Source organism: Phyllobacterium sp., from assembly GCF_037994405.1.
Lineage (GTDB): Bacteria > Pseudomonadota > Alphaproteobacteria > Rhizobiales > Rhizobiaceae > Phyllobacterium.
On record NZ_JBBNAN010000028.1, the window covers coordinates 1 to 5797 of the forward strand.

Annotated in this window: 6 protein-coding genes and 1 pseudogene; 1 reads left to right on the forward strand and 6 read right to left on the reverse strand. The window is 55.7% G+C overall.

Annotated features, from left to right (window positions below):
- Positions 1 to 55: 55 nt before the first annotated feature.
- From AAAC48_RS02010 to AAAC48_RS02020, 3 genes are all read right to left on the reverse strand, one after another.
- Positions 56 to 901 (reverse strand): transporter substrate-binding domain-containing protein, encoded by an 846-nt coding sequence (locus AAAC48_RS02010; protein WP_340652566.1) that lies wholly within the window; start codon positions 899 to 901, stop codon positions 56 to 58.
- Between the two features lie 64 nt (positions 902 to 965).
- Positions 966 to 2648, reverse strand: a complete 1683-nt coding sequence (locus AAAC48_RS02015) for a M28 family peptidase (RefSeq protein ID WP_340652567.1) — start codon at positions 2646 to 2648, stop codon at positions 966 to 968.
- On the reverse strand, positions 2641 to 4065 hold the full coding sequence (locus tag AAAC48_RS02020) for a M20 family metallopeptidase (RefSeq protein WP_340652568.1): 1425 nt from the start codon (positions 4063 to 4065) through the stop codon (positions 2641 to 2643). The genes AAAC48_RS02015 and AAAC48_RS02020 overlap by 8 nt, the downstream gene beginning before the upstream one ends.
- 164 nt (positions 4066 to 4229) lie before the next feature.
- On the opposite strand from AAAC48_RS02020, the gene AAAC48_RS02025 reads away from it, so the two are divergent.
- Positions 4230 to 4865, forward strand: a complete 636-nt coding sequence (locus tag AAAC48_RS02025; protein WP_340652569.1) for a GntR family transcriptional regulator — start codon at positions 4230 to 4232, stop codon at positions 4863 to 4865.
- On the opposite strand, the gene AAAC48_RS02030 is transcribed toward AAAC48_RS02025, so the two are convergent.
- The 3 genes and pseudogenes from AAAC48_RS02030 to AAAC48_RS02040 all read right to left on the reverse strand — a co-directional run.
- Positions 4784 to 4963: a hypothetical protein gene (locus tag AAAC48_RS02030; protein WP_340652571.1), complete on the reverse strand. Its 180-nt coding sequence runs from the start codon at positions 4961 to 4963 to the stop codon at positions 4784 to 4786. The genes AAAC48_RS02025 and AAAC48_RS02030 overlap by 82 nt on opposite strands.
- Before the next feature lie 270 nt (positions 4964 to 5233).
- On the reverse strand, positions 5234 to 5572 hold the full coding sequence (locus AAAC48_RS02035; RefSeq protein ID WP_340652570.1) for a hypothetical protein: 339 nt from the start codon (positions 5570 to 5572) through the stop codon (positions 5234 to 5236).
- An 18-nt stretch (positions 5573 to 5590) separates the two neighbouring features.
- Positions 5591 to 5797, reverse strand: a pseudogene (locus AAAC48_RS02040) (ATP-binding protein); the annotation flags it as partial.

Here is a 5797-nt window from a genome sequence, read left to right on the forward strand (position 1 = left end):
AGCTTCAGAGAAATGATTGAACGGCATGTCGTCGGTTGCTCCTGAAGCAGTGCGTTCAATTTCCGCTGAATGTCGGAGTAAGATCGAGCCTGCTCCATTTTTCCGACAGCGTTTTGATGACTCCCGCGTCGGCCGCAGACTTGATCGCCGCGTCAAATTTTTGCCGCAGATCATCCTCGCCCTTGCGCGTGCCGAGTGCGACTTCCGTGGCAAGCATGGCGCCCTTTACCAGCGGGCCGCTCATCTGCAAATCCTCATTGCCCGGCTTGGCAAGCATGGAGGTCCCGTAGACGCCACTGTCGAAACCCGCATCGATCCGTCCCGCTTTCAAATCGAGATCGCGTTCGGGAGAGCTCTTGTAGGTGCGTACTGTAACCGTGTCGCCGAAATAGGACTGGATGAGCTGTTCCTGACTTGTCGAGCCGACAACACCCACCGACTTGCCTTTCAATTCCTTGCCAATCCCGGCCATTACCGCATCCGCCTTGGCGTGGTCGTTAAGATTGAGGCGTTCGCCGGTCATGGGCAGGGCTGGCACAGAGCCATCCTTCAAGGTCAGGAAACTTGCGACGCCACTGGCATACGGCACGGTGAAGTCGACGACCTGCTTGCGCATTTCGTTAATGCCCAGCGTCATGACGAGATCGAACTTTCCAGCGTTCAGGCTTGGAATGAGGCTGGTCCATTCGCCGGTGATCAATTCGCATTGGACGTGCGCTCGCTTGCACAGGTCCTCAATGAGGTCGACATCGAATCCGGACAATTTTCCGCTGGAATCAATCATGTTCCAAGGCGGAAAAGCACCCTCGATTCCGACTTTCACGTGAGTCCAGTCCTTGGCGTTTGCGGCTGCTCCAGACAATGCAGCAGCTACGATCACCAGCATCAGCTTCTTCTTCATATTCATTCCCCTTTTTTGGAGGCCGCGATGACCTCATTTTTAACGATGCTGCATCAACCCGCATTCATGTCAGCGCTGCCTCCAATGCTGCGCTGGCCTCTCGTAAGGCATGGGCGACGCGATTTCGCGTCTGCCTCGCGTGCACGGCGTAAAACCGCGCCTCCGGCGAATCTTCCGGTTGCCGCGCAAGTTCCCGGATACCTCCCAGTGAAGGCCAGGCGGTATGCGGCAACGCGGGATCATGATGGAAACGTTCGCCGCTCGTATAGTTGAGCGCAACAAGCAACCGCGAGGCCCGGATAAGTCCGGCATTGATGCGTTCGGCCTCGGTATCCGAGGCCGATTTCGATTTCACTAACAGGCGTGCCGTTCTGTCTTGAAGGGCGGCTGTGGCATCCTCGAGCGCGCTTATGTCGAGCCTGTTGCCAAGCTGACTTCGTAGATCGGCTATCTCGGCAGCAAGCGAGGCTGCGTAGGTCGTATAGTCATAAGGCAGGATACGGGATGTCAGCAGCTGTTGCAGGACCTGAAGAACGATCCTCGTATCGCGGACAAGGTTTTGCGGATCAATATGTTCAATCGTGTCGTGCGGCGTATGCCACCACCAGCCGAGCGCCGTCAGCGTCTTGACCGGTCCCGGCGGTTGATGGCTGAGGCTGCCGAACATCGAAGGAACCCCTATACCCCAGAAAGACTGGTCAGCAGCCCTGCCCTGGCGGCGTCCGCCATGCTTTTGCCCCGTGACCGCTTCAATTGCTTCGAAGGCAACCCCCTTCAGCTCGTCAACCACACCGGAGTTGGTGAGTACATCAGCGCCTTGACCGCCGGTTGAATCCACATTGACGTGGGCGACACAGCGCTGCTCTAGTTCGTTCCAGCATTCATCCGCATACCATGCTGAACCGGAGTAACGCCCGTGCGAATGACCGGACCAGAAACAAATACGAAGCCCCCTGCGCCACTCGCTGCGTCGAGCGGCCAGCAGGCGTGCTGCCTCCAGCATCGTCGCATTGGCACCGCCATTGTCCATGACGCCGTAATGCCAGGTGTCATGATGGCCGGAGAGGAGCACGAAGGGAAAGTTTCCTGTATCGCCTGACGGTGCCAGTTCGGCGATTAGCAAGGGTATTTTGCGCCAGCCAGTATCCACTTCGGCTTGTATTGAAATGTAGACGATCTCGCCAAGCTGGCAGCGCTGCCGTAGACTCGTGCCTTCATTATGGGGGATGGAGCAGATCACCGTCTTGGGAAGCCGTGAACGTGTATGCTGCGAAGGACTGCCCCACACAGGTGACACGCACATTTCATAAAGATGTTCGTTCGGGCTGATGTGGAGCTGACCAATTGCCCCGGCGCCGCTCGCGCGCGCCGCGACCTCTTCTGTGGCTATGCCGTCGACGAGAACAATTTTCTCCGCGACTTTGGCGGCAGCGAAGTTAGACTCCAGACCCTCGCCTATGTAAACCAGTTCTGCCGAAATGCCAGATTCCGGAGTAGAAACAGACATCGAATGGGTAATGCATCGTAGTGCGATCCCCTCGGCAACGACGCGCGCGCTACCCGGCAGACTAATATATGCATCATGCTGGAGAAGCCGCGTATGGTAGCCATAGGTTTCCATCTGCGCGTGCAAATAGCGAAAGCTTTCGAGCTCTTCAGATGTGCCGGACAGCTTCACTCTCCGCGCGAACTCGCGGATATGCCCCATCAGTTGGTCACTATCGGGTGCCACGCTTGTCTCAGACATCGTGGTTTTCCGGTAAAGGCGGCTGAACGTCATCCGGAATCGGGTTGACGAATGAGATACCGTCGAGGCGGCTTCGGTGATCGGCCTTGGCCGCTTCAATCAGCTCAGGTCTGGTGAAGAGCTCGACAGCGGTGCTCGCCATTACCTTCGCCGCGTGTTCCATGCCTTTATGGGCGGCCGGAAGCTTGCCCTGTGCGACGAGCTGCCATGAATGGCCTGGCGTGCCGATGGCATACGTGGCTCCGCGCATCTGAACCGTTGGAACAACCCAGCTGACTGTTCCCACATCCGTCGAGCCAACAATCGACCCGTCACCGCTTTGCGGCGGAAAAATGCTGTCACACAGCGCCTGCCCCTCTTTCGGAAGAACATTGAAGCGCCGATATGAGTCCGCGATATCTTCTGGCGAAAACGTCCGTTGGAATTTTCTCGCGGTCTCGTGATCCGCATCGCTAAAATCAGGGGGGCCGAGACGCTCCAGTTGCGAATGCATCAGGCTTTCAAGTGGCGTATTGCCGATCAGATTGGCGTCGCCGCTGATAATCCGACTGCGCACGGTCGTTTCGGTCATCAGGGCTGCGCCATCTGCCACCTTCTTGACCCGTTGCACAAGATTATTGAGTTCAGGCAATGTCCGCGCCCGCACCAGATAACGCACCGTTGCGCGCGCCTGGACAACATTCGGAGCCGACCCGCCAGTGTCCGTTACAGCATAGTGAATTCGGGCGGTCGATGGCATATGTTCGCGCATGTAGTTCACGCCGACATTCATCAGTTCCACGGCATCCAGCGCGCTGCGCCCGAGATGCGGCGTCGCTGAAGCGTGCGATGCGCGGCCGCTAAAATGAAAATTGATTTCGTTGCAGGCAAGTGAAATTGGATTATTTACCCCGGCAAAGGCTGCTGGATGCCAGGAAATAGCAATGTCGACGTCGTCGAAAACGCCGGCGCGAACCATGAACCCCTTGGAAGATCCGCCTTCTTCGGCCGGGCAGCCGTAATAGCGCACGCGTCCCTTAATCCCATTTCTTTTGAGATAGTCATTAACGGCTGAAGCCGCGAGCATCGATCCGGACCCGAGAAGATTGTGACCACATCCATGGCCGTTTCCGCCCTCGACGAGAGGCCGCTCTTCGGCCAGACCCGCAACCTGACTAAGTCCGGGTAGCGCGTCGAACTCCCCCAGGATAGCAATGACCGGCCCGCCTTCGCCCGCCTCTCCCATCACCGCAGTCGGCAGGCTTGCTATCCCGCGTGAGACACGGAACCCTTCCCTTTCGAGGAGCGCGGCATGCTCGTTTGACGAGCGATACTCCTCATAGTTTGTTTCGGGGGTCTCCCACACGCAATCGCTGAGTTCAAAGAACGCCTCGCGCCTGGCCTCTACTCTTTCCCAGACTTCTCCCGAATTTCTCATGATTTCCCAGTTGGCTGTTTTATGATAGTTACCAAAATTGGCACCAATTTAGACGCAAATATTTTTTACGCAACCTCTGTGTAAAATTATTTCGGTCACGTACATCTTGTTGGGAACGAGTCCTTTCGGGCATGCAGTTACTTTGGGCGATCGGGAGGCGAAGCATGAGCGAGCTAAAGGCAAGAACCAAGTCGCAGCAGAAATCCAGTGATGTCACTGACTTGATCTTGCATGACATTCTCGCCGGAGTGCTGGCTCCGGGTGTCTGGCTGAAACAGATTGATCTTGAACAGCGTTATCAGAGCACGAGGCCGGAAGTGCGCCGCGCGCTCGATAGATTAGTACAGAAACGGCTTGTCGAGCATGTTCCCAATCGCGGTTATCACGTGTTCGAACCAGACGGTCGCCAAGCGACGGAAGTCAGCGATATTCGCGTCATCCTGGAAACGGCAGTCGCGGATAAGGTCGTAGCCAATGCCTCGGAGCTGACCATAAAGAAGCTGCGGGAACTTGCGCACCGTTTCGACGATCTTATTATGAACGGGACCATGATCGAGCTTTATGAAGCCAATCTCGCATTTCACCACGAACTGCTTGCGCTCTGCGGCAACCGGGAATTGGTGAACCTCATTACCGAGATAAGGCAGAGGACCTCTTCCGCGCCTGTCTCACAATGGAAAACACGCGCCCGTATCGAGCAGTCATCGCGGGAGCACCATCAGATGGTCGATGCGTTGGCGACCCGTGATATTGAGGAACTGAAGCGCGTGACGGTGCGCCACATCAAGCAGGTCGAGTAGAGGCGACGTGACTGAGCTTTTTGGACGCCCCAGCGTGTGACCATGGCGCGGGCGATGTCGGTCACTCTGGAGAGGTCGTCGGCAGCCCCTGTCGACAGGTGATCACAGAATGACCGTTGTCTCTGGTATGCTCAATGGTGCCGATTGCAGGTCATTTTCATCGCCGTTGTTAGACGGACATTGCCACGCTAATCTGGAACCCGGCGACACTATTACTGCATGCTAATAGTCCGCGGTCCAAAGGGGATACGGTTGAATACGCCGATAACGGCAGTTCTTGATTTGTTTCCTGAGAACCTACAATGCCAAATCTAGAATAAATTTGCGAGGACACGTTTGTCAGACAGAGCGCGAGGGCGCTTCTCAAATCAGATGATTAAGAGATCTAAGGCCGGATGAAGTTTCTTCAGATTTGGCAGTGATTTCGACTGCCACGGTACGTCAGAGGATCCACGGACCACAAGTCTCGTATTGGGATGCTTACGGACTTCGATTGTGAACTTCGCCAACAGATTAATCCCTGAGGAATTCAGAAACTCGAGATCAGACAGTTCAAGCGTGATCGCTGCGGGTGCAGAGTCAAGAACGCTCATCATCAAAGACATGACAGGCGCATACGCCTCAAAGCTGGACAGCCGCATGACGCCGTCGAAGTGGATGACGCTTCCCTCGGACCACACTCGATATTGTTCTTCTTTAATTTCCATGTCGTGTTTCGATTCCGTTCAGTTATAAGTCGGTGCGATGGGAAGGGACGCAAAAACTTCCAGACAGACGAGATTATTGTCATCTGGTTGACTAAACACCCATGCCAGCCGCGCATTGTAGTCGCTCATTAATGTCAACAGTCCAAGCCCGGAGCCTGACATATCAACCCTTTCAGCATTTGCCTCTATCCGCCTGATCAAAAGTTCCCCTGGATCGCCCTCCGT